This window comes from Salmonella sp. SAL04162 (assembly GCF_046551535.1).
Taxonomy (GTDB): domain Bacteria; phylum Pseudomonadota; class Gammaproteobacteria; order Enterobacterales; family Enterobacteriaceae; genus Salmonella; species Salmonella enterica.
Genome location: NZ_JBGDVX010000007.1, coordinates 203,251 through 227,028 on the forward strand (window position 1 = coordinate 203,251; position 23,778 = coordinate 227,028).

The following is a 23,778-nucleotide window of genomic DNA, read 5'->3' on the forward strand; positions in this document are numbered from 1 at the left end:
AAATAATGAAGTGCCCGATGGCGCTTCGCTTATCAGGCAAGGCCGGATAAGTCGGTTACGCCGCCATCCGGCACAACAAGTTCTGCTTTATCATTACCCTGGGGCGGCGAAAGCCGCCTTTTTCTTTATCTGAAAAATCTCTCCGGGTAGTGCATTTTCTTTAAACTTCTTTACATTAGGTTAGGCAAAAACGTAACGAACTTTATATACTGGAGTTAAGCCTGACGAGTGAGCAGGCTGACTCGTCATACTAAACAAAAGCATTGGTTGCGGTTGACCCGCGCTGCGGGCAGCACAATCATGCGGAGTATGATAATGAAAACAGGGGGCAAGGGATGTTGCTTAATAAGATGTGTGGTCGTTGTCTGTCGGCAATCAGTTTATGCCTGGCCGTAACATTCGCTCCACTGTTCAATGCGCAGGCCGATGAGCCTGAAATGATACCTGGCGATAGCGCCGTTGCCGCGACGGATCAGGCTGGGCCGCAGAAGCAATCCGCCGCGACGGCGATTATGGCCGGGATTCAGCCGCTGCCGGAGGGCGTTTCAGCCGAGAAAGTCCGGGCTGATTTACAGTCGCAGCTTCCTTCCGGCTATACGCCGGTCTATATGAGCCAGCTGACATTGCTGTATGCCGCGCGCGACATGAAGCCCATGTGGGATAATCGCGATGCGGTGAAAGCCTTCCAGCAACAGTTGGCGGAGGTGGCGATTGCCGGATTCCAGCCGCAGTTTACCGCCTGGGTGGCATTGTTGACCGATCCCGCCGTAAACGGTATGGCGCGCGATGTTGTGTTGTCAGACGCCATGATGGGCTATCTCCATTTCATTGCGAATATCCCCGTCAAAGGCCAGCGCTGGTTATATAGCAACAAACCTTACGCATTGGCGACGCCGCCAGTCTCGGTGATTAACCAGTGGCAAATCGCGCTGGAAGAGGGGCAGTTGCCGATGTTTGTCGCCAGCCTGGCGCCGCAGCATCCACAGTATGCGCCCATGCATGACGCGCTGCTGAAGCTGGTGGCGGACTCTCGCCCGTGGCCGCAGTTGACCAATACCGCGACGCTGCGTCCGGGGCAATGGAGTAACGATGTGCCTGCGCTGCGCGAAATATTACAGCGTACGGGGATGCTGGATGACGGTCCAAAGATGGCTTTACCCGGCGATAACACTGCTGATAGCGCCGTCGTCAGCCCCTCCGCCGCGGTAGTCGAAACATCGGTGGCGCAGCCGGTCGACGAACAAACGGCCCGCCGTAGTAAGTCGGCTCCGGCGGCACGCGCCTACGATCGTGAACTGGTCGAGGCGGTAAAGCGTTTTCAGGCATGGCAAGGGCTGGGGGCGGATGGCGTTATTGGTCCGGCGACGCGTAACTGGCTTAATATGACTCCCGCGCAACGCGCAGGCGTACTGGCACTGAATATCCAACGTTTACGCCTGCTGCCGGCGGAACTCTCTACCGGTATTATGGTAAACATTCCCGCTTATTCGCTGGTCTACTATCAGAATGGCAACCAGGTGCTGGCTTCGAGGGTGATCGTCGGGCGTCCCGATCGTAAAACGCCGATGATGAGCAGCGCGCTGAATAATGTGGTGGTGAACCCGCCGTGGAACGTTCCGCCTACGCTTGCGCGTAAAGACATTTTACCGAAGGTGTGGAATGACCCAGGCTATCTGGAGCGCCATGGCTACACCGTGATGCGCGGCTGGAACAGCAAAGAAGCGATCGATCCGTGGCAGGTTGACTGGGCCACCATTACGCCATCGAATCTTCCGTTCCGTTTCCAGCAGGCGCCAGGCGCGCACAATTCGCTGGGGCGTTATAAATTTAATATGCCGAGTTCAGATGCGATCTATCTGCACGATACGCCCAACCATACTCTCTTTCAGCGTGACGCCAGGGCGTTAAGTTCCGGCTGCGTGCGGGTCAATAAGGCCTCTGAACTGGCGAATATGCTCTTGCAGGATGCTGGCTGGAACGATGCGCGGATCTCAGGCGCCCTGAAGCAAGGCGACACGCGGTATGTCAATATCCGGCAGAACATTCCAGTAAATCTTTACTATCTGACCGCGTTTGTCGGCGCAGATGGACGTATGCAATATCGTACAGATATTTACAATTACGATCTCACAGCGCGATCCAGCGCACAAATTGTGCCAAAGGTTGAACAATTAATCAGGTAAATGAAGAAGTTCTGGTAAATATGTTGTCCTAATGTTTGGCTTCAACGGGGCGTTTCGCTGTAGACCCCCGTTGTGGCTGGGAGAGGGCCATCTTGACGCGGGCTTTATCGGCAGTTAAGGTGCCTTTCGTGCGCCAGAAGTGCATATACAACAACCTTTAAGTCGACCGGGCCGTTCAGAAGTCTGTGCCAGCCGGTATCATGTCTGCTTAAAGGTAGAAGTGTATTAACGATAACATTGACCTGTAGACCTGATTATCATGGACAAATTTGACGCTAATCGCCGCAAGCTGCTGGCGCTTGGTGGTGTCGCTCTCGGCGCCGCCATCCTGCCCGCGCCAGCGTTTGCCACACTCTCGACCCCACGCCCGCGCATTTTGACGTTAAACAATCTCCATACCGGAGAGTCAATCAAGGCGGAGTTTTTCGATGGAAGAGCCTACATTCAGGATGAATTAGCAAAGTTAAACCATTTTTTCCGTGACTATCGCGCGAATAAAGTCCGATCAATCGATCCCCGCCTGTTTGACCAACTTTACCGACTTCAGGGGCTGTTAGGGACGCGTAAACCTGTGCAGCTCATCTCGGGCTACCGTTCTCTTGATACCAATAATGAATTACGCGCCCGTAGCAGCGGCGTAGCGAAAAAAAGCTACCATACAAAAGGGCAGGCGATGGATTTTCATATTGAGGGCGTGGCGCTGAGCAATATTCGCAAAGCGGCGTTATCTATGCGCGCAGGTGGTGTAGGATATTACCCACGTAGTAACTTTGTGCATATTGATACCGGGCCGGCGCGGCACTGGTAATCAGCGAGGCTTAATCAAAGGAGCAGTATGAACTATCGTATTATTCCGGTCACCGCGTTCTCCCAGAACTGTTCATTAATCTGGTGCGAACAAACCCGGCTGGCGGCGCTGGTCGATCCGGGCGGCGACGCGGAAAAAATTAAACAGGAAGTGGACGCCAGCGGCGTGACGTTGATGCAAATTTTACTCACGCATGGGCATCTCGATCATGTCGGCGCGGCGAGTGAACTGGCGCAGCATTACGGCGTTCCTGTTATCGGTCCGGAAAAAGAAGATGAGTTCTGGCTGCAAGGACTGCCGGCGCAAAGCCGCATGTTTGGTCTGGATGAGTGTCAGCCGCTGACGCCTGATCGCTGGTTGAACGACGGCGATCGCGTCAGCGTAGGGAATGTGACGTTACAGGTGTTACATTGTCCGGGACACACGCCGGGACACGTGGTTTTCTTTGATGAACAGTCGCAACTGCTGATCTCCGGCGATGTGATTTTCAAAGGTGGCGTCGGGCGCAGCGATTTTCCTCGCGGCGATCATACCCAGTTGATTGACGCCATTAAGCGTAAATTGTTGCCGCTTGGCGATGATGTGACCTTTATTCCTGGCCACGGCCCGCTCTCTACGCTCGGGTACGAGCGTCTGCATAATCCCTTCCTGCAAGATGAGATGCCGGTCTGGTAAGCAGAATGAAAAAGCCTGCAATGTGCAGGCTTTTTTATCGGTCACGCCAGTCGGCAGCTTTTTACAGTACCGCGACAATGGCTTCGCACAGCGGCGCCATATTATCCGGGGTCATGCCCGCCACGTTCACGCGACCAGAAGCCACGGCATAAACGCCGAACTCTTCACGCAGACGCAGCACCTGATCTTTGGTCAGACCGCTGAATGAGAACATCCCGTTCTGCTTGATAATAAAGCTGAAGTCACGGTTCGCGCCTTTTTCCTGCAAGGTATTCACGAACAGTTGACGCATACGCTGAATACGCTGGCGCATATCCGTCAGTTCCTGTTCCCAGATCGCGCGCAGGGCGTCATTACTCAGGATAGTCGCGACGATGGACGCGCCGTGCGCTGGCGGGTTGGAGTAGTTAGCGCGAATGGCGGATTTCATCTGGCTAAAAGCGCGATCCACGGTTTCCGCATCGGCGGCAACGAGGGTGCAGGCGCCGACGCGCTCATTATATAAGCCGAAGTTTTTGGAGTAGGAGCTGGCGACAATGAGCTCTTTATGCAGCGCGGCAAAGGCGCGCAGACCTTCCGCATCTTCTTCCAGGCCGCGGGCAAAGCCCTGGTAAGCGAAATCGAATAGCGGCAGCCACCCTTTTTCAACGGAAAGCTCAGCCAGAACCTGCCACTGTTCCAGAGTAGGGTCAATGCCGGTTGGGTTATGACAGCAACCGTGGAACAGAACCACATCGCCGGCCTGTGCTTCGCTCAGGCTGGCTTGTAACGCTTCAAAATCCAGCGTGTGATTTTCCGCATCGTAGTAAGCGTACTCCCGAACTTCCAGGCCGGCAGCGTTAAACACGCTTTTGTGGTTCGGCCAGCTGGGGTTGCTCACCCACACCCGTTTTACCGGAGTATTTTTTGCCAAAAAGTCGGCGGCAATGCGTAACGCGCCGGTACCGCCCGGCGTTTGCGCCGTGCGTGCGCGCTTATCGTTAATCAGCGCGCTGCCTTTGCCGAATAGCAGTTCCTGAGTGCAGCGAGCAAATTCCGGAATCCCGTCAATGCCGAGATAGTTTTTCGTCGTTTCATTTTCCAGTAAATACTGCTCGGCTTTTTTAACGCTGGTGAGCACCGGTGTTTTGCCGGTTTCATCTTTATATACGCCAATGCCAAGGTTAATTTTCCCTGGACGGTCATCGGCGCGAAACAGATCGGCCAGGCCCAAAATCGGGTCGGCAGGAGCGGCGGTTATGTTCTCAAACATGACGAGGTTCCATTATAGTTACAGAAGGGAAATCCGCTATCAGGTTAACGGCAGATTTACAAAATGCCAACCGTTAGCGCTAAAAAGCCCGCCTGTTTTTGAAAGACGCACATTTTCTCTAAGAGAGATAAAAAAACAGGACCGAAGTCCTGTTTTTGAGGCATAAAACAAAGGGGTCTGCTGATCAGAACTGGTAAGTAATACCGACAGCCGCCTGATCGTCGGTGCCAACGTAGCTGGAGCTGTAGTCGTTTTCGTCCAGCAGGTTGAAACGGTAGTCAACCCATACGTTCATGTTTTTGTTGAAGTAGTAAGTCGCGCCCGCCTGAATATATTTCGCCAGATCGGCCGAGCCGTCGGCGCCGTTCAACTGCTTACCTTTACTCTGCACATACGAGATTGCCGGACGCAGGCCGAAGTCAAACTGGTACTGAGCGACCACTTCCAGGTTCTGCGTTTTGTTTGCCATTTCCACGGTATCGGTAACCGTATTTTCAACAATGCTCATATTGCGGGTTTCAGCATATACGGCAGCCAGGTAGACGTTGTTTGCATCATATTTCGCGCCAACGGCCCATGACTCTGCGCGATCGCCATTACCATCGCGATCCTGCTGATCGTTAGTACGCTTGCTGTTGCTGTACGCTGCGGTGACGCCAAAGCCGTCGAACTCATATGCCATGGTGTAACCTACGCCATCGCCATTCTGAGAGTTAATGCTGTGGTTGTCCTGATTTTTACCCTGATACTGGATACCGAAAGAGAGACCGTCCACCAGACCAAAGAAGTCAGAGTTACGATAGGTCAACAAACCGCCAGCACGGCTGGTCATGTAGTTATCGGTATAGGCGCCGCCCCAGGTTTCGCCGGAGAAGTAGGGGGCCATATCGGTATAGGATTCAACATCGTAAACGATACCGTAGTTACGACCATAATCGATTGAACCCACTTCCGCGTATTTCAAACCCGCGAAAGCCAGACGGACCAGATTCGAGTTCTGCTGTTCGCCTTCAGCGCGGTCTGCTTTAGTACGGTATTCCCACTGACCGAAACCGGTCAGATCGGTGTTAATCTGCGTTTCCCCTTTAAAACCAATCTGGGCATAAGTCTGGTCGGCATTTTTGCTATCGCCGGTCGTTGTCCATACGTGACGACCCACGGCTTTACCGTACAGATCCAGCTTATTACCATCTTTATTATAAATTTCTGCTGCGTTTGCGTTTGCGGTTGCAGCAGCCAGCAGGGCAGGGATCACCGCTGCCAGGATTTTGCGCTTCATCATTATTTATTACCCTCATTGGTTTTTTTATATGACACCTGCCACTGCCGTCAATAAATTCCGTCAATAAAACTTTACAGAAATATTGATGAGAGTTTGGTGTCTTTATGTGTCTGACAGGCATCTTTCCATTCAAACTAACGTTTCGCTACCGTGAAAGTGCTACAAATATAAAGATTTAGTTTCAAAAGGAAAAAATATGTAAACAAATGTTATTTTCGCGGAACTTTGTGAACAACGTCAAACTTCCCCTGAGTTCTCGCTTTGATTTGATCGTTTTTCTTTTATCACTATGATTTTATTGTAATTATTGGCTTGTAGAACCGTTGTACCTGAAAAAGCAGCAGACGAGCCATTTCATAAAAATAGCCATTTAGAAGTCTTGATGTCTGAAATTATGGTGAAAAATTGTGCTATTAGAGCAGAAAAATCTAATCCGCAATAAAATTAAGGATTAATTTTTATGTGTAAATATTTTCGTGAAATATACAGTAACAAGATGTGGTAATTCAGAGGGTTGTAATTAAATTTATTTACTTATTGATAATAAGGCTGACATTCAGGCGAAAAAAAAGGCCAGCATAGCTGGCCTTGAGTGTGACGTAAAAATCAGAAGCTGGCGTTGCGTGGGGTCCGTGGGAACGGAATAACATCGCGCACGTTTTGCACACCCGTGACGTAAGCGATAAGGCGTTCAAAGCCCAGGCCAAAGCCGGAATGCGGTACAGTACCGTAGCGACGCAAGTCGCGATACCACCAGTAATCTTCTTTATTCAGCCCCATTTCGGCCATACGGGCATCCAGCACATCCAGACGCTCTTCACGCTGGGAACCACCGATGATTTCGCCGATTCCCGGCGCCAGCACATCCATGGCCGCCACGGTTTTGCCATCTTCGTTAAGGCGCATGTAAAACGCTTTAATTTCCTTCGGATAGTTTTTCACCACTACCGGCGCTTTGAAATGCTCTTCCGCCAGATAACGTTCGTGTTCGGAAGAGAGGTCGACGCCCCAGAACACCGGGTTTTCAAATGTCTTACCACAGCGTTCCAGAATGGCGACCGCATCGGTGTAATCCACCTGAGCGAAGTCGGTGGAGACAAAACGCTCCAGACGAGCGATAGCGTCTTTATCCACGCGTTCGGCAAAGAACTTCATGTCATCCGCACGCTCTTCCAGAACCGCGTTGAAGACATATTTCAGCATGGCTTCCGCCAGACGGGCGTTGTCTTCCAGATCGGCGAACGCCACTTCCGGCTCCAGCATCCAGAACTCCGCCAGGTGGCGGCTGGTGTTGGAATTTTCCGCGCGGAAGGTCGGCCCAAAAGTATAGATTTTGGACAGCGCACAGGCATACGTTTCACCGTTGAGCTGGCCGGAGACGGTCAGGAATGATTCTTTGCCAAAAAAGTCTTTGTCAAAATCTACTCTGCCCTGGTCGTTACGCGGCAGGTTTTCCAGATCCAGCGTTGAGACGCGGAACATTTCGCCAGCGCCTTCGGTATCGGAAGCGGTAATCAGCGGGGTAGAGACCCAAAAGAAACCCTGCTCATCGAAGAAGCGATGCAGCGCCTGCGCCAGAGTATGGCGGACGCGCGCTACCGCGCCAATCAGGTTAGTGCGCGGGCGCAGATGCGCGACCTCACGCAGATACTCAATGCTATGGCGTTTTGCCGCCATCGGGTAGGTATCCGGATCTTCCACCCAGCCTGCGACCTCTACTTTTGTAGCCTGGATTTCGAAACTTTGCCCCTGTCCCGGCGACGCGACAACCTTACCTGTTACTACCACGGAGCAGCCTGTCGTCAGGTGTAATACTTCTTCATTATAATTGGGCAGAGAATTATTAATGACAGCCTGTACAGGATCAAAGCAGGAGCCGTCATAAACGGCGAGGAAGGAGATGCCAGCTTTTGAATCTCGGCGGGTACGCACCCATCCGCGCACGGTGACTTCTTGGTCAACGGCTACACGGCCCTGGAGTACGTCGGCTACAGGCACAACGCTCATAATATTCTCTCTGTTAATAGTCGGAAAAAATAAACACTTGTCCACCCGAAATGGGGGTATTCCTATGTTACCTGGCATCTGCAATCAGACAAGTAGAAATCGCAGCTGAAGTGAAAGATTTCGGAAATAAACCTGAAAAAGGAGCCCAGGCAGGCTCCCTGGAAAGAATTAACTAGCTTTGCGGATCTGCGGGAGATCAAAGGCTTTACGCAGCGCGCGCACAAACGCTTTATCATGACAGATCGTTTTACCGGGGCTGTCGGAAAGTTTAGCCACTGGCTTTCCGTTACACTCCACAAGCTTGATCACGATATTGAGCGGTTTTACCTGAGGGATATCGCAGGTCAGGCGGGTACCGATGCCGAAGCTTAACTGCACGCGAGAGGCGAAATGGCGATAGAGCTCGACCGCCTTTTGCAGATCAAGGTTATCTGAAAAGACCAGCGTTTTTGTCAGCGGATCAATCCCCAGCTTTTCATAATGGGCAATCGCCTTTTCGCCCCATGCGACAGGGTCTCCTGAGTCGTGGCGTAACCCCTGATAACGGCTGGCGAATTCAATGCCGAAATCGCGTAAAAACGCATCCATTGTAATGCAATCTGTCAAGGCGATACCAAGCTGGTCCGGATATTCGTTAAGCCAGGCGGCCAACGCGGCACGCTGGCTGGTCGCCAGGTCCGGACTGATTTGTTGATGCGCCTGGAACCATTCGTGCGCCTGAGTGCCCATCGGCGTCAGCGCCAGGCGACGCGCGAGATCATAGTTGCTGGTGCCGACGAACCATGACTCCTGCTGGAGACGTTTAACTATCGCCTGCTGCACTTCACGAGAGAAACGGCGGCGGGTGCCGAAGTCCATCAGGTGGAAGCGGGACATATCGAGATTGGCGGTTAACGCAGTGAAATCAACCAGCTTACTTTCCAGCGCGTCGAGCGCCTGATCAACGCCCGCGTTTGGCGAGCGGTAGTGATGAACCAGTTCACTGATCACGGCCAGCAGCGGCACTTCCCACATAATGACTTCACGCCACGGGCCGGTTAAGCGAATATTCAGCTTGCCGTTATCGTTGGTGACACAGACTTGAGCTGGGTTATAGCGAAACTCGCGTAACCAGTTCAGATAATCCGGTTTAAAAAAGGGCAGGCCGGAGAGCCACTGGAACTCGTCCTCCTGGAGGCGCAGGTGCTGCATCGCGTCCACCTGCTCGCGAATAGCATCGGCATAAATACCCAGCAGGTCGTCGCCACGGCAACGAAACTCAGCCGCTACCTGCACATCATAGTAGTGGTGAAAAACGGCTTGCTGCATATGCAACTTATAAGCATCTGTATCCAGCAACGAGTGCAGAACAGGAGAAGCGAATTGTGTCATAGGTGCGCTGTAGCGTCCTCTCACGGGAGCGTTTAGTACAATAAACAACTAAGAAAACCGCTGGAGTATACCTTGTTTAGCGATTTATTGAACCCCGATCACACCATAAGCTGTCTTTAGGGTCGAGCGCATTTCGTGCCCCATGTTATAAAAATGTAGCGATGCGACTGCTAACCCCTTGAATTTAAGGATTTCTACTGCGCTGCTACCATGCTTTGGGGCAGTGATGGGGCATAGCGGGAAAGTGCCTGGTTGAGCAGAGAAACCTGTTCTGCGCTCTTCTCTGACATCCACTTTCCATACACCTTGTAAACCATCTGTGCATCGGTATGCCCCATCTGCGTTGCTATAAAGTTTGGGTTAGCACCAGCTGATAATGACCAGCATGCATAGGTATGTCGTGACTGATACGCGTTACGGTAACGAATGCCGGCACGCTTGATTATCGGGGCCCAAATTTTATTAATGGAATTAACCGCGTAGTGATATCCTGTGCGAGGTCCACGTTTGACGCATTGAGGGCTGAATACGAACGTGCAGGGCTGAATGACAGATTGTCCATATTCCCGCAACTTCACTTCAACCTCAAACTGCCGGCCAAGGCGTGTCAACTGGGCCTGATTCCTCAGGGCATCAATAGCTGGTTGAATGAGATATATCACCCTGTCAGTACCTGCGTCGGTTTTTGGCAGGGTGAACTCATCCGTCTGGGTAAGGTTGCGCTTCACAATGATCGTCCCGGCATGCAGATCGATATCTTCCCAGGCCAGACCGCACAACTCCCCATGCCTCATTCCGGTATAGACTGCCAGTGACCAGAGATTTCTCATCTGCTGGTGTCCGCATGCCTGGATAAACCTGATGAACTCGTCTGTCGTGAGTGGATCTGGTTCCCCTTTCGCTTTCTTGAGACGGTTAATTCCGCTAAACGGGTTTTCCTTTGCATAGCCGTTATCTGTTCCAAACTGGAAGATCTCGGCCATCAGCATCATGTAATTATTCACTGTGGACGATTTCCGGCCTTTAACCTGAGTCCGGTGATCCTTCTTCATTACCTGAAAGCCCGTCAGCAACTCCTTCCTGACATACAGCAAATCCTCAGTAGTCACCGCAGAAACCATTTTGTTTTCGCCGATGAGTGGAAGCATGTTTTTTATGATAGATTCGTACCTACTCATGGTATTAGAGCTGATCTCCATTCTCTTCAGCTCGGACCATCTTTCGGTAAGCTCCAGCACAGTAATTTCCTTTCTATCCTGACCGAACCGGGCAAGGTTCGGTGAGTTTGGGAATTTTTCCACATAGTTAAAATTCCCCATCCTTATCGCAAAACAAACCGAAGAACGCAGTTCGCCAGCTATCTTGCGATTTTTTGCAGTGTCAGGGATACCAAGGTTTTCCCTGACACGTTTACCTTTATACAGAAACCAGATGCGGAGCGAACCGCCGTGGTTTTCGACGCCTGTCGGGTATGATGCATTAGCCATTAATCCCTCCTGACGTCCAGGAGCATTGACGAGTGTACTGCTTTTCATGTTGTCTTCGCACCTGGTTGATTTTTTTTCTGCGCCTCGATCCACTGATCAACGGCTTCTCTGTTGTATATGCATTCGCTCGAAGGCTTCGGATTTCCGTCTGGTGAAATGTGCAGGTACTCGCGGCCCAGCATCCAGGATTCTTTTCTGGCGCGGGTAATGGTTCCGGGCTTAAGCCCGGTAACCGCAATCAGAACTTTTTCGCTAACCCACTTGTTTGGCGTCAGTTGGATAATGTTGCTCATCGTTTTCTCCAGTGGCCCCGCAGCGGGCCATCGCTAATATTCAGTTTGCCTGTGCTGGCAGATTTCTAAGTTTCCGGACGCCGATCATTGCGGTGGCTACGTAGCTGGTGGCCCGGTTAACTACTTCGACAGGAACCTTTACGCCATCCACTACAACGGTGTAATTGGTAACGTGCTTTTGTCTGCCGTAATCGCCGAACTTCTCATGATGCGCTGCCAGTGCAACATCACATGCGCGACGGCCCAATGGCGATTGCTTACTGCGATTTATAAGGCGCATAAAACCTCCTCAGGCGGGAGGGCGTAACCCCTCCCGATGCAATTAGCCGATGTATTCCGGTTTCATATCGTCCAGGGTGACGCGGTACTTATCGTGCAGTTCGTCGCCAAGATGACGTTTAGCAGCGCCAAGCGTGCTTTCAGCTTTAGCAAACATCTCTGCGGCTTCCGGTTCGCCAGGGTTTGGAATTGAGTTGATCACTGCCTCGATTTTGTTCTGTGCATCGACCTGGTAATAGCGCTTCACTGCTTTGTTTTTTAATTCGGTGAACAGCGCAGTACCCAGCAACGCTTTCTGTGATTCGATATCCGCACGGATTGCTTTTGCCTGATCAACGGAACTTGCTGTATCAATGCGTTCGCGAAGATCGTCGGCAACAGCATCAACGTTAGCTGCCGACTCCTGCGCGCTGGTCCTGGTGCTAACCTCGCTGGTGATTTCCTGTACGCTCATGCGCTGGACTGGAGCAGGGTTAATCTCGCGTTCTTCTCGTTGCTCAACCTCATCAGGGCTGTACACGCCGAGGATCACTTCCGGGCAGTACAGGCGAGCCCAATATTTAACGCCCAGATAGGCAATTTGCTGTTTAGGGTTTGAAACCCATAGCGGAGAATTGCGGGTAACAACGCCGGAGAGGTAAAGAGGTTCTCCCCAGGTGATTTCAGATTCACCTCGCAGAATGGCACCAACCTGAACGAACAGGCCGATCTCGTCCTCATCTGTCCAGCCACGAACGCGCTCAGTGACGGTGTACTTCCCATTTTTACCGTTTTTATCGCGTGTGATTTCCTGTGTCCTGGTGCAGCGCTCCCAGTCACCCCCATAGCGGTAATGAAAACGGCCATGAATGGCACTGGAGCTTGCGATTACTGCGTTGACCAGTTGTGCCTCGTAACCAAGAACACCGTTAACCAGGTGTGTTTTCTGCGCCACAGCGTAAGGGTTCATGCCCCATTGCATAGCCTGCATGACGATAGCCATACAGTCGGCTGGTTTCCCTGCAAGGTGTGCCGGTACCGTCACCTGTGAGTCTGCCATCAGGTTAGCGAAAGCTGTTAACTGACCCAGTGCCTGAACGTTAAAAATTGCGTTACTGGCAGAAATGGTGTTTGGTGCCTGCTGCTCAGTGGTAACAATATTTGTGTTTTCCATGATTTTCCCCTTATGCCTGTACGCGCAACGCTTCAAGGCGGCGCACATCAAAATCGTTCAGTTCGTCGGTGTAGTCTTCTGTGATAGGCGCTGACCATTCACCAGTGTCGAAGCCGTTTGCTATCTCTCGCATTGTTTTGCGGTATTCCAGCATGCCAAGTTCCAGCAACTCGGTAGACGCCTCAATGATGGCGACCCAGTGGTAGTTCTCGTCTTTGTTGACGAAAATCCAGAAAAACTGGTCCAGCGCCGCAGTTTCGCAGTACATGGCCGCGCTCAGGTGATAGTCCCGATCGATGATTTCCCGGTGCAACTTCGCACGCAGGCCTTCCTGCTTGATGTTCCACATGCTGATAGTTTTCAGGTCGGCGCCAATGCGCAGGCCGCCCATATCGAGCTCAAGGTCAGGGCGTACCCGAACTTCCAACCCGGTTTCCTCATCAATCCCAAAATAGCTAACCTCGACAGCGCGGCTTGGGTGAGTCAGCAATTTGCCGGCGGTCGGGTGCTCCAGCAGGGCTTTCTGAATGTTCAGCGCGGTGCTGAGCTGTTGGCGGGTGACCAGCACTTTCCCTTCGGTGTTCTCCCGCCACGCATCCAGCAATTCGTCGGCGAATACCGCTGCCGGGTTGACTGATTTCACGGCCTGAATCAGATCGGCCTTCGTGCCAGAGACTTTCAACGGCGACGATTTTTGCGCTTCCTGAGCGACCAGGTCAGGGTTGATTATTGCCAGTTGCTCCAGCAGCGCGTCACGGGTGGGAACATTCAAAATCTACAACCTCTCGGCAGATACGGTGAACTGCATCACCGGGCAGGAGTTTTCGAAAGTGCGGCTGATTGCCGGTTACGACGGTATCGCGCCGGAGGTATCGGCTAGTGACGTCGGGACCGTGCGGGAAGTTGACGCCGACACGGTGGGCCAGAGCGACGGGCGTAACTACGGACTGATTTTTAGCGGAGAGATTCGTTACTCGGTCACAGGAAAAGACAGTCCCATTGACTCCTACGTCCTGATTCAGGCCGCCGATACGGATCTGGCATTTGCCACCAGCATTACCAATCAGACGCTGGCAGCGGGTTACACGACAGAAGATATGTTCAGGCTGTTGATGAAGGACTTCGAAGCCAAAGGCGCGACCGTTGGTCGCACTCCGGTATTCCCCCCGACTGTTTTCCCGCGGGGACGTGTGTTGTTTGGCATGACACGGCATCTTATGGATAACGTTGCTGCTCAGTGCGGCACCACCTGGCAGTTCGTGGATGGTCAGCTTAATATGCTGCCCGAAGGTGAATACATGCACGACGCGATTGTGCTCAACAGCGCCACCGGGCTGATCGGCATGCCTCAGCAGACCATCGGTAATGGCGTTAACGTCCGCGCGCTGATTAACCCGAACATCCGGGTTAACGGGCTAATTCAACTGGATCAGGCTTCTATCTATAAAACAGCTTTACCGAATGACGATATCGCTAAAGCAGCGGGACGTTACTTTGACGAAACAATAGATGGCAACTCTAACGTTACCCTGCCCGTGTCCAAACAAATGACGGCCAGCATTGCAACGGATGGCGTTTATGTTGTGAAAGGCATTATGTATACTGGTGACACAAGGGGCCAGCCGTGGTACATGGATATGATGTGCGAAGCGCGTGGCGCGGCGGATATGCCATCCAGCACTGCTTTGCAGAGAGGGTTATAGAAATGAAACGATGGATATTTTCATTGCTGGCGTTAGCGTCTTTTGGCGCAAGTGCAAACACCATAACGATGCAATGTGGCAGCTTCCGTATGGATGCTATCCCGGACTCATTGTTTAAAATCAATGGCGAAACAGTGACGTCTCAAAAAGTAAAAATGTTGGGTAAAGACGGTACGGGCATGCAGATAAAAATGGGGCTGATGCCTGCCAAAGATGGCAATAATTATGGGTTCGAGTATATCCATCGTCCGGGTACCGAAACGCGATTCCTGAACGTCCAGCTGCTACAGAACAGTATGGACGCGCCGAGAATTATCGGTTCATTCCCGTGCAAGAAGGTTGATGATTAGTAAAGTATGTGTAATCAACGGAATGAAGCAGTTGGCCTTGAAATAGATACAATTTTGTCGTACTCAAAAGAGAGGTATGAAGAAGTTAAGGCAACGTACAGACGGTTGGAGGATAAAGCTAATTTTCTTCTTGCTGTGCTCGGTGTTGAGATTTCTGCATTATTAGCCGTTTTTGGGTCCTTTGAGTTGGGGCAAAAGTTAAAGACTAGCCTATCAGCAAGATTGTCTCTATTGTGTTTGTGTTCATGCTTTGTATGTTTAGTGGTTTGTTTTTATTATCTATGGAAATCTTGGGAGCTTAGAAATATTCCTAAAATGCCAGTGTATCGTACAGCTGAACAACATGACTTTCTTCTGAAGGGGAATCGTGATAATACAGTTAGATTTCACTTGATAATGTATCGTAGGGCTATTGATAGTATCGAGAAAATCCATAAAGAAAAATCAGCATTTGTTAATGAGTTGTTTCGATGGATGGCAATGTCGTTTGTTTTTTTTATTATTTCCGTAACGTGCATGTTGATAAATAAGGTTTGAAAATGTCCTATCCAGAAGACGAAAATGAGCATCAACCGAAACCACAAGAGGCTGAAGAAGCTTTCCTTAATAACTATGAGCAAGACATCATAGCGAGAGTTCCTTTTGGGGACCTGGAAGTTATGACAGAAAGTTTTCATCGCAATCCGAATATCTTTCCAAAGAAAGAACGGTAGTAAAACCTAATCTACAAACCCGCCACCCGGCGGGTTTTTTGCTTTCTGGAGCCTAACAAATGGCAGTATCTGACCAGACTCGCAGCGGCGACCTTGCCGAAACATTCAAATCTGAGCGGGAAACCACTAAAAACCAGATCCGTGTCGCGTTACCTGGCATTATTCAGTCCTTCGACCCTGACGCGGTTACGGCGGTTGTGCAGCCTGCTATCCGTTCGGTTGAGACCGATAACGACGGCAACCGGATGACAAATCCTTACCCGCTGCTGGTGGATGTGCCGGTGGTATTTCCGCGCGGCGGAGGCTGCACGCTAACCTTCCCGGTGAAAGCTGGTGATGAATGCCTGGTGATTTTTGCCGATCGCTGCATCGATTTCTGGTGGCAGAACGGCGGGGTACAGGAGCCTGTCGACGATCGGGGGCATGATTTATCGGATGCGTTCTGTATCGTCGGGCCGCAGTCGCAGGCGCAAAAAATAAGCGGTATCAGCACCAGCGCCGCGCAGTTGCGTACCGATGATGGAGCTGCTTTTGTGGAAGTGGCCGCAGGCCATAACGTTACTGTAAAAACCCCCGGCGCGCTGACGGCTACTGCAGAAGGCGGAACCACGATCACATCACCCACCATTACGCTAAACGGTGACGTAACCATTAACGGCAATCTGTCGCAGGGGATGGGGGAGGGCGGCGGTAGCGCAACGATGCTCGGTCCTGTCACGGTGACAAACGATGTAACGGCTGGCGGTAAGAGCCTGATGACGCATACCCACGGCGGGGTACAGACTGGCGGTGGTAATACAGGAGCGCCTAACTAATGCGGTACAGACGTGAAGACGGCGAAGGTGATTACACTTTTGGTGGTGGCGATGATACCTGGCTGATTAACTCGCCAGAAGCTGTCGCGCAGGCGGTAAAAACACGATTTGCATTGTGGTACGGGCAGTGGTTCCTCGATAAGACAGAGGGAACACCGTGGATTCAGTCTGTGCTCGGTAAGCAAAAGCCGGAAACCTACAATCTGGCGATCCGCAAGCGCATCCTCGAAACGCGGGGCGTGAAATCCATCCTCTCTTTCAATACCACAGTGAACACGACGACGCGCCGCGTCCAGTTCTTCGCTGAAATCGACACTATCTACGGAACAACGACAGTAACCAGCGAGGCATAAATGGCCCTCAATTTGGACACACTCGGCTTATCGGCAACGGTAACCGCTGAGGGGATCAGTGCGCCTGATTACCAGACGATACTCGATACCCTGACGAGCTATTTCCAGCAGATTTATGGTAGTGACGCTTATCTGGAGCCGGACAGCAAAGACGGCCAGATGGTGGCGCTGGTGGCGCTTGCTATTCACGATGCCAATAACACAGCCATTTCCGTCTATAACTGCTTCTCACCTGCTACGGGTTACGGCGCAGCGCTGACCAGTAACGTAAAAATTAACGGTATCGCGCGCAAAGGTGCAACGAACTCTACCGTGGATTTACTGCTCACTGGCACCGCAGGAACAACCATTACGAACGGCACCGTGAAAGACACCAATAACGTGATCTGGCGTTTTCCGGATTCAGTGGTGATTGGTGTTGATGGCACCGTGACGGCAACTGCAATCTGTTCCAAAAGCGGAGCGGTTGCAGCTCCTGCCGGGACGATTACCACTATCAATACACCGACCCGTGGCTGGACGTCGGTAACCAACCCGGCAGCGGCCACCGTTGGCGCACCTGCAGAAACGGACGCAGAACTGCGCATCAGGCAGGGGCAGAGTGTCGCGATACCATCCATCACACCATTTGAAGGTGTGGACGGGGCGATCGCTAATATTGCTGGTGTGACGCGCCACAAGCTCTATGAAAATGATACAGGAAAGACTGACGGTAACGGGCTTCCTCCGCATTCCATCTCGGCCATTGTTGATGGTGGCGATGTGACCGAAATAGCCAGGACCATCCGGGGAAATAAAGGGCAGGGGGTCCGGACCTGGGGAAAAACATCCGTAACCGTACCGGATAAATATGGCAATCCTCACATAATCAGTTTTTCGCGACCAACTGATGTCCCTGTTTACGGAAAAATCACCTTAACAGTTTTTGCCGGGTACACCTCTCAGATAGGTGTGCAGATTCAGCAGGCTGTTGCGGATTACATTAACAGACTGATGATTGGTGATCAGGTACTGCTGAGCCGGATTTATTCTCCTGCTAACCTTGGGGTCGTCAGTGGTGGAAATGCACGCTATTACGATATTCAGGAGCTACTGATCGGCAAATCTCCGGAAGCTGTTGCTGCGGCGAATATTAATATTGCTTACGACGAATCTGCCTCCTGTAAGCCGGAAAATATTATTATTACGGTGGCAGCATGAGCAAATATACGGACTTAATTACTAACTATCATGCGACAAAACCTAAATTCGTTGAACACATCGATTTAGTGACCAGGCCGTTATCTGAAACCTCAGCCGCAATAAATGGGCTAATAAACGCTTTTGATATTGATCATGCGACAGGAATACAACTCGATATTCTCGGCCAGTGGATAGGGTTAAGCCGGGTTGTAAGCCAGCCAATAAGCGGTGTCTATTTCAGCTGGGACACTGACGGACTCGGATATGACCAGGGCGTCTGGCAGGGGCCATATGATCCGGATTCGGGTTATACCTCGCTGAGCGATGAAACCTATCGCATCGTTCTAAAAACAAAGATAGCAATTAACAACTGGGACGGAAGAAACGACTCTCTGCCTCCCATTCTTGACGCTGCACTGGACGGGTCCGGTCTGAAGATGCAGATCGTCGATAACCAGGATATGACCATAGGTATCTGGGTTTTTCCTGAAACAGATATTTCATCGGTCTCTCTCGAACTTATTGCTGCGATACGACAAGGGTATCTGACGGTAAAGGCCGCTGGTGTATGGGGCGGAAGTATTGAAATTCCTTCGGTGGAAACGCCTTCTGAAGGAAACAGGTTTTTTGGGTTTGATATGGATAACGAATATATCAGCGGGTTTGATGCCGGTTCATGGGGGACATTACTCTGATGGCTAAAAATGATTTTAAACCGTTTGCGACGGGCAAGGGTGCTAATGTTACATCGCAGCCTGACTGGGAGGCGCTGCCGGCGCTCCTGTCTGGTTTTACTGCGGGCAAGGCATCAAGTGCACAGGTAAATAAAGCGCTGCGTCAGGCGAGCTTCATCGCTGCAGCACTGGCACAGTACACAGCCAGCAAGAGCGGGCAGGATGTACTCGATGATGGTGACCTGAGCGGCTTTATCGCCAAAATGTACGCTGCGTTCGGTAAGGATTTTCAGACTCTTGATGCCACGCTGACGGCGCTCGCTGGTCTGGCTACTGGTGCAGATAAACTTCCGTATTTTACGGGGAATGATACAGCCGGACAGACAGATCTTACTTCTGTTGGGCGCGACATCATCGGAAAAGCCAGCATTGCGGATATTCTCACATACCTCGGTTTGGGAGAAACAGCAAAGCAAGCTGCTGGTGCCATGCAAAAAGACCAGAACGGTGGCGATATTCCGGAAAAGCCGCTGTTTGTACAAAATATCGGAGCGCTTCCTGCCAACGGTACGGCTGTTGCAGCGAACAGACTGGCATCACGCGGCGCGCTTCCGGCACTGACTGGTACGACAAGGGGCAGCGATAGCGGCCTGATAATGGGCGAGGTTTACAATAACGGTTATCCAACGCAATACGGGAATATTTTGCGTCTGACCGGAACCGGTGATGGAGAGATATTAATCGGATGGAGTGGGGTTAATGGTGCTCCTGCGCCCGCATATATTCGCAGCCATCGAGATACCGCCGACGCTGAGTGGTCAGAATGGGCGATGTTCTACACCTCACTAAATCCGCCACCGGATTCGTATCCAGTAGGGGCGGCGATTGCATGGCCGTCTGATATGCTCCCGGATGGTGGTTATGCTTTTATGTATGGGCAGTCCTTCGATAAATCTGCTTACCCGTTACTGGCTATAGCGTATCCGTCCGGCGTTATCCCTGACATGAGAGGCTGGACAATAAAGGGTAAGCCCATCAGTGGACGTGCCGTATTGTCGCAAGAAATGGACGGCAATAAATCGCACTCGCACACCGCGCGGGCGCAGGATACTGACTTAGGGACAAAATCTACCTCATCCTTTGATTACGGCACGAAATCGACCAATACCACGGGCAATCATACTCACCAGTTCGGCGGTTATATCAATTCATACTGGGGAGATTCCAATCACACCTCATTTCAGCCTGGAGGTGGTGCATGGACACAGGCCGCTGGCGACCATGCACATACAGTTTATATCGGAGGACATGAGCACACCATGTATATCGGTCCACACGGACACGTCGTTATTGTGGACGCAGACGGTAATGCGGAAACCACGGTTAAAAATATTGCATTTAACTACATAGTGAGGCTGGCATAATGACTTTTAAAATGAGCGAACAGGCGCAGACAATTAAAATTTTTAATCTTCGTTCAGATACAAACGAATTTATTGGCGCAGGTGATGCATATATCCCGCCGCACACTGGATTACCGGCAAACTGTACTGATATCGCCCCTCCTGATATTCCCTTCAGTCATATTGCTGTATTTGACGCTGAAACCCAAACATGGAGTCTGCAGGAGGATCACCGCGGCGAGACGGTTTACGACACAACAACCTGCAATCAGGTTTATATCTCCGCTCCCGGCCCACTGCCTGAAAATGTCACATCAGTTTCACCAGGAGGTGAATACCGGAAATGGGATGGTAAGGCGTGGGTGAAGGATGAAGCGGCTGAAAAAGCAGCGCAGCTTCGTCAGGCGGAAGAAACCAAAAGCAGGCTCCTGCAAATGGCATCTGAAAAAATCGCGCCGCTTCAGGATGCGGTTGATCTTGGACTCGCAACAGATGATGAGAAAGCGCAGCTCGACGAATGGAAAAAATACAGGGTGCTGGTAAACCGGGTGGATACCTTAAATCCTGACTGGCCGGAGAAACCATCTCAGTTATAAAAATATAGCTATGTAGTAGAGATTGCTGCTATATGTTATATAGCAGCAATGGCTATTATTTTGATGGTTGAGTGTATAATTTTAGCACTGGTAAATGACGGTTTAGCTCCAGAGTTAGCTCCAGAGTTAGTTCCTGGGAAAAATTATGGATACTATTGGTTCATATTAATCAGGAAGAGGCTCGCATATTTTTTGGTGTTTCTGTGTTCAGGGAGTGTTTTGGATATATTTATTAGCAATGTTTTCTAGTATTTGTTGGAATTGCTGTGGAGTCGGCATAGCACACTCATTAAACAGCGGTACAACTTCTGTCATAATGATCTTCTCCGCATAGATGTTAAAGGATGCCTTCTGATGTTGACTGGTAAACATATGTGGATACTTACTGTATGCTGATGTAATCAACGGAGTTATAAAAGGATTGGCTCCTGCGCCGCTTGGCGTAAAAACGTCATTCTTGGTTGCTCCGGGCAGACCTGCATTTTGCGCAGCCTCGCCAATTTCCTTAAGAAAAGGCGCTATGTCGATTCCTTTGCTGATGAGCAAGTTACAATACTGATCTTTATACTTGCTGTAAACTGCCGATAGTATAGCTTCACGGGTCTGGCTGGCGTATGCGGGGTCTTTACTCGCGCTACCTCTAATATCTATATCATGGAGCGTTTGAAGCATAAAGTTTTTAACGACTTTATTTGTCAACACTGCCCGGCCCTCAGATGCGCTTCCTCGGTGAAAGTGTGTTGCAGAAGATTCAGTGTTCTTATGCGAAATAAAACGTTCCGATAATTTTGAATTTAATTTGATGAAGTGATTTTTTACTGCGAGAATACTTTTTGCTAAAGAATTTTTCTCGGTTGATTTTTCTTTTAGTGGTGTGGTTTCCTGTTTTTGGATTCTAAAGTTATGGGGAAATAAAGTTATTTTTGTCACGGTAATGCTCCTTTTATATGTACATAACTCATTTATATATAGATAGCAGGAATACTTTTATTTTTTATAGCAAATGCTATGTCCATCTGATTGATGAATTAGAAAAAATCGGCTGATTTGATTAATGCTCAAATAGTACTATTTTTATTTTCCAGAAACTTTCAAAAAATGTCCTTTTCGCTCAGGAGGAGCCTTGCTGTTCTGGCATTGAAATGGAGCGTGAGCTGATCGTTGAGCGTACCAGCGCCGGGCTGGCAGCGGCAAGGGAGCAGGGGCAAATTGGTGGCCGACGACCGAAACTAACAACGGAACAATGGGCGCAGCCGGGCGCCTCATTAGGGCCGGAGTACCGTGACAGCAGGTAGCGATTATTTATGATGTTGGCGTTTCGACGTTGTACAGAAAATTTCCGGCGAGTAACATGCCTTTGATGCCATTCATGGGAAAATAACACTCCTTTAATCAGCCATAAGAGTTAATTATATAAACTTAAATGGATTTGTTAATTGAATTTCATCAAGATTAACTCTATATAAAAGATTTATTGTCTTTGTTATGGCGTCTATATATTCTGCGCTATTCATTATAGCAGTGTATTTATCGTATGCTTCGAAGCAATGATTTTCATTGATATATTCACTGCTATTGTTTTTATAAATTTCATATGACTCTTCCTTTTTGAAAATGCGCGCATCCAGCCAAGGGTCAAGTATATATTCCGATATTCCTTTTGAATCAGTAAAAGTCAAAAAAACGACCACATGATTCCCTCCTGACGCGCTATTATACATAAGGGATGTGCTTATTCTGGCATCAAATACATTATTTTTCGAAAATCCTATTCCGGTTAGTCTTTGTGGTATATATTTTGCAATAATCGCACCTAAAATTAGCGACATATCAGCACAGTTCCCTGTGTTATATTTTATTGAATCAATGGAAGAATATATTAGACTCAGAGATATTGGGTTTTCTGGTCTTTCAGCCATAGCTCTGTCAAAAGAGTTTGCTTTTATAGTTTGCAGAAATTTCTTGTGATGTTCTCTTTGTAAATTAAGAGCGTCGTATTTTTCCTGCGTATCAATTTTAAGCCTGTCAATTTGCATAGCATCATAACTGTCCGATTTCTTTATTATTGTTCTGACAAAAACGGTACATTCTGAAGCAGCATTAATAATACAGGAGGATAAATCAACTGAAGTACTCTGTTGGTTGTTACAGGCGCTCACTCCAGTTGTGTCGAATTTTTCTGTAGCTACATGTCCAACATTTATAATCAATTACATTTCCCTGTATTCAAAATTAAGCGATATTCTTATGTCACGACAACCTAACAGGGACTGACTACAAAGATCTTTAAAGAAACGTTCATTATTGTATCTATTGATGAACTCCCTTCAGATTTAGAGGTTGTGCCCATGGTCGAAAAGCTCCTCTACGCTCATATACTTAACTTATCGGGGACATGGTAGGTTAGGATGTGAAAACACAGGGACAGTTACTGTCACTGCGAAGGCAGCAATAAGGAGGCCTATCCTGTACGAACTGTGGAAAACTATATCTTGTTCACGATCACCTGCATCGTTGACGATGCGCGATCCTGGAGGTTTGACGACTGCCCGGTATGATCGGTGCCGCAGCCACGTCGTATGCAGGAACGGCCTGCGGCAAACTGGCGATCGTTCGATAGTGCGAATATTGAATGGTTGCCAGTCGCGGCGGATTCTACTGGTTAAGAATGGCTAATCAATGTGTTTAATCTGAAACCAGGCATCTGTTCAACTTTTCGTGATCGCTTTTGTTGGCATCACTATTCAAGCAGTTTGCCTGCATCGGCTTCACCCTCACTTCGGCATCAGGGAAAATCTGGTGCACCTGCTTCGTCAGTTCGGCCAGAATGATCTCGCTGGCCCCTTCGAGTCCTTCAACATTACGCTTGTCATAAACTAGTTCTACGAACATACGTGTTTCGCTAATAACTGTTTGTATATACAGTATTTTTGCTTTGGCGGTTTTGTCTGTCAAGGCATGAACCACTTGTTTTTAAATTTTGGGGAACATACTGCGGGCGTGTTTGTTATCGATTTTCCCTGCAGGGCTGATGGGGTCTGGCGTTGACTAAAATTATGTGTGGGGCATGGATGGGGCAAAAGTGGTCTGTGAAGTTCGTTAAAGTTCGTTAATCAAGCTTCATCTCGATCTCGCTCATCCCTTGTTTAAAGCGCTCCTGGACGATCTTTATCGATTTTAAAAACTATGAGTACATATT

Annotated in this window: 21 protein-coding genes and 4 pseudogenes; 13 read left to right on the forward strand and 12 right to left on the reverse strand. The window is 49.9% G+C overall.

All coding sequences use genetic code 11. The features are described 5' to 3' along the window. Positions 1–335 precede the first annotated feature (335 nt). From ldtD to ACLJRH_RS15970, 3 genes are all read left to right on the forward strand, one after another. On the forward strand, positions 336–2,183 hold the full coding sequence (gene ldtD / locus ACLJRH_RS15960) for a L,D-transpeptidase (protein ID WP_000925888.1): 1,848 nt from the start codon (positions 336–338) through the stop codon (positions 2,181–2,183). A 259-nt stretch (positions 2,184–2,442) separates the two neighbouring features. Next, complete coding sequence (locus tag ACLJRH_RS15965) at positions 2,443–2,991, forward strand: YcbK family protein (protein WP_000357052.1); 549 nt, start codon at positions 2,443–2,445, stop codon at positions 2,989–2,991. A gap of 27 nt (positions 2,992–3,018) precedes the next feature. Continuing rightward, on the forward strand, positions 3,019–3,666 hold the full coding sequence (locus ACLJRH_RS15970; protein ID WP_001109471.1) for an MBL fold metallo-hydrolase: 648 nt from the start codon (positions 3,019–3,021) through the stop codon (positions 3,664–3,666). A 61-nt stretch (positions 3,667–3,727) separates the two neighbouring features. Here ACLJRH_RS15970 and aspC read toward each other — a convergent pair whose 3' ends face one another. The 9 genes and pseudogenes from aspC to ACLJRH_RS16015 all read right to left on the reverse strand — a co-directional run. Then, on the reverse strand, positions 3,728–4,918 hold the full coding sequence (gene aspC / locus ACLJRH_RS15975; RefSeq protein WP_000462653.1) for an aspartate transaminase: 1,191 nt from the start codon (positions 4,916–4,918) through the stop codon (positions 3,728–3,730). Between the two features lie 184 nt (positions 4,919–5,102). Next, entirely contained in the window at positions 5,103–6,200 is a 1,098-nt protein-coding gene (gene ompF, locus ACLJRH_RS15980; RefSeq protein ID WP_001539614.1) for a porin OmpF, read from the reverse strand. Positions 6,201–6,806: 606 nt separating this feature from the next. Further along, complete coding sequence (gene asnS, locus ACLJRH_RS15985; protein ID WP_000117870.1) at positions 6,807–8,207, reverse strand: asparagine--tRNA ligase; 1,401 nt, start codon at positions 8,205–8,207, stop codon at positions 6,807–6,809. Between the two features lie 168 nt (positions 8,208–8,375). Further along, entirely contained in the window at positions 8,376–9,578 is a 1,203-nt protein-coding gene (gene pncB, locus ACLJRH_RS15990) for a nicotinate phosphoribosyltransferase (RefSeq protein WP_000191405.1), read from the reverse strand. Positions 9,579–9,772: 194 nt separating this feature from the next. Further along, on the reverse strand, positions 9,773–11,065 hold the full coding sequence (locus ACLJRH_RS15995; RefSeq protein ID WP_001262307.1) for a tyrosine-type recombinase/integrase: 1,293 nt from the start codon (positions 11,063–11,065) through the stop codon (positions 9,773–9,775). A gap of 44 nt (positions 11,066–11,109) precedes the next feature. Then, entirely contained in the window at positions 11,110–11,358 is a 249-nt protein-coding gene (xis, locus tag ACLJRH_RS16000; protein ID WP_000065276.1) for an excisionase Xis, read from the reverse strand. A 40-nt stretch (positions 11,359–11,398) separates the two neighbouring features. Next, the gene (locus tag ACLJRH_RS16005) at positions 11,399–11,638 is read right to left on the reverse strand and encodes a DUF4060 family protein (protein WP_001237031.1); all 240 of its coding nucleotides are present in this window, start codon (positions 11,636–11,638) and stop codon (positions 11,399–11,401) included. A gap of 42 nt (positions 11,639–11,680) precedes the next feature. Beyond that, positions 11,681–12,838 (reverse strand): RecT family recombinase, encoded by a 1,158-nt coding sequence (locus tag ACLJRH_RS16010; RefSeq protein ID WP_077911190.1) that lies wholly within the window; start codon positions 12,836–12,838, stop codon positions 11,681–11,683. Further along, a pseudogene (locus ACLJRH_RS16015) lies at positions 12,801–13,550 on the reverse strand (PD-(D/E)XK nuclease-like domain-containing protein); the annotation flags it as partial. The gene ACLJRH_RS16010 and the pseudogene ACLJRH_RS16015, both read right to left, overlap by 38 nt. Here ACLJRH_RS16015 and ACLJRH_RS16020 point away from each other — a divergent pair. From ACLJRH_RS16020 to ACLJRH_RS16060, 9 genes and pseudogenes are all read left to right on the forward strand, one after another. Then, positions 13,534–14,493, forward strand: a pseudogene (locus tag ACLJRH_RS16020) (hypothetical protein); the annotation flags it as partial. The pseudogenes ACLJRH_RS16015 and ACLJRH_RS16020 sit on opposite strands and share 17 nt — an antisense overlap. A gap of 2 nt (positions 14,494–14,495) precedes the next feature. Beyond that, entirely contained in the window at positions 14,496–14,843 is a 348-nt protein-coding gene (locus ACLJRH_RS16025) for a hypothetical protein (RefSeq protein WP_023223259.1), read from the forward strand. A 539-nt stretch (positions 14,844–15,382) separates the two neighbouring features. Continuing rightward, complete coding sequence (locus ACLJRH_RS16030) at positions 15,383–15,556, forward strand: hypothetical protein (protein ID WP_023209959.1); 174 nt, start codon at positions 15,383–15,385, stop codon at positions 15,554–15,556. A 59-nt stretch (positions 15,557–15,615) separates the two neighbouring features. After that, positions 15,616–16,371, forward strand: a complete 756-nt coding sequence (locus ACLJRH_RS16035; protein ID WP_023223257.1) for a Gp138 family membrane-puncturing spike protein — start codon at positions 15,616–15,618, stop codon at positions 16,369–16,371. After that, entirely contained in the window at positions 16,371–16,724 is a 354-nt protein-coding gene (locus ACLJRH_RS16040) for a hypothetical protein (RefSeq protein ID WP_023223256.1), read from the forward strand. Before ACLJRH_RS16035 ends, ACLJRH_RS16040 begins: the two co-directional genes overlap by 1 nt. Continuing rightward, positions 16,725–17,924, forward strand: a complete 1,200-nt coding sequence (locus ACLJRH_RS16045) for a baseplate J/gp47 family protein (RefSeq protein WP_023223255.1) — start codon at positions 16,725–16,727, stop codon at positions 17,922–17,924. Then, positions 17,921–18,601: a DUF2612 domain-containing protein gene (locus tag ACLJRH_RS16050; protein WP_023223254.1), complete on the forward strand. Its 681-nt coding sequence runs from the start codon at positions 17,921–17,923 to the stop codon at positions 18,599–18,601. The genes ACLJRH_RS16045 and ACLJRH_RS16050 overlap by 4 nt, the downstream gene beginning before the upstream one ends. A 425-nt stretch (positions 18,602–19,026) precedes the next feature. Continuing rightward, positions 19,027–20,004, forward strand: a pseudogene (locus ACLJRH_RS16055) (phage tail protein); the annotation flags it as partial. After that, the gene (locus tag ACLJRH_RS16060; protein ID WP_023223252.1) at positions 20,004–20,579 is read left to right on the forward strand and encodes a tail fiber assembly protein; all 576 of its coding nucleotides are present in this window, start codon (positions 20,004–20,006) and stop codon (positions 20,577–20,579) included. The pseudogene ACLJRH_RS16055 and the gene ACLJRH_RS16060, both read left to right, overlap by 1 nt. Before the next feature lie 207 nt (positions 20,580–20,786). On the opposite strand, the gene sopE is transcribed toward ACLJRH_RS16060, so the two are convergent. Then, on the reverse strand, positions 20,787–21,509 hold the full coding sequence (gene sopE / locus ACLJRH_RS16065) for an SPI-1 type III secretion system guanine nucleotide exchange factor SopE (RefSeq protein ID WP_000161704.1): 723 nt from the start codon (positions 21,507–21,509) through the stop codon (positions 20,787–20,789). Between the two features lie 209 nt (positions 21,510–21,718). Between sopE and ACLJRH_RS16070 the strand changes: the two are divergent. Next, positions 21,719–21,960 (forward strand): annotated as a pseudogene (locus ACLJRH_RS16070) (helix-turn-helix domain-containing protein); the annotation flags it as partial. Between the two features lie 28 nt (positions 21,961–21,988). Here the strand turns inward: ACLJRH_RS16070 and ACLJRH_RS16075 are convergent. Together ACLJRH_RS16075 and ACLJRH_RS16080 are read right to left on the reverse strand one after the other, a co-directional pair. Continuing rightward, positions 21,989–22,789, reverse strand: coding sequence for a hypothetical protein (locus ACLJRH_RS16075; RefSeq protein WP_001536069.1), 801 nt, complete (start codon positions 22,787–22,789; stop codon positions 21,989–21,991). 475 nt (positions 22,790–23,264) lie between these two features. Then, the gene (locus tag ACLJRH_RS16080; protein WP_000497440.1) at positions 23,265–23,471 is read right to left on the reverse strand and encodes a DinI-like family protein; all 207 of its coding nucleotides are present in this window, start codon (positions 23,469–23,471) and stop codon (positions 23,265–23,267) included. Positions 23,472–23,778 lie beyond the last annotated feature (307 nt).